General features: G+C 58.3%; 2 protein-coding genes. Both read left to right on the top strand.

What is annotated here, in order from left to right:
* Positions 1–214 (top strand): Ig-like domain-containing protein (locus tag ACFPDR_RS17025; RefSeq protein WP_376911579.1); only part of this gene is annotated, 214 nt, incomplete at its 5' end.
* A partial coding sequence (locus tag ACFPDR_RS17020) for an Ig-like domain-containing protein (RefSeq protein ID WP_376911577.1) occupies positions 204–526 on the top strand: 323 nt, incomplete at its 3' end. The genes ACFPDR_RS17025 and ACFPDR_RS17020, both read left to right, overlap by 11 nt.

Here is a 526-nt window from a genome sequence, read left to right as displayed (position 1 = left end):
CAAGGTTGAGACCGAAGATGCTGCGGGTAACCCTGCGAGCGCTGAAGCCGACCGCGGCTACGGTGTCGATACCGACCTGCCAGAAGCTTCGATCACCATCGACACCATTGCTGGCGATGACGTGATCAACAAGGCTGAGTCCGAGTCCGACGTGACCATCACCGGTACGGTTGGCAAGGATGTGAAGGCTGGTNGGCTCCGAGTTGGCTGCTGATTCGAACGTACATGCCAAGGTTGAGACTGAAGACGCTGCGGGCAACCCCGCTTCGGCTGAAGCTGACCGCGGCTACGGCGTGGATACCGACCTGCCTGAAGCTTCGATCACGATCGACACCATTGCGGGCGATGACGTGATCAATAAGGCTGAGTCCGAGTCTGACGTGACCATCACCGGTACGGTTGGCAAGGATGTGAAGGCTGGTGACACCGTCACTGTGACCGTGAACGGTAAGGATTACACGACCACCGTTAACGCTGATGGCAAGACCTGGAACGTGGACGTTCCTGGTTCCGAGTTGGCTGCTGA

The organism is Alcaligenes sp. GCM10023179, assembly GCF_042653705.1.
Classification (GTDB): Bacteria; Pseudomonadota; Gammaproteobacteria; order Burkholderiales; family Burkholderiaceae_B; genus Alcaligenes; species Alcaligenes phenolicus.
The sequence above is the reverse complement of the archived record's forward strand: the minus strand, read 5'-3'. Positions and strand labels throughout refer to the sequence as shown.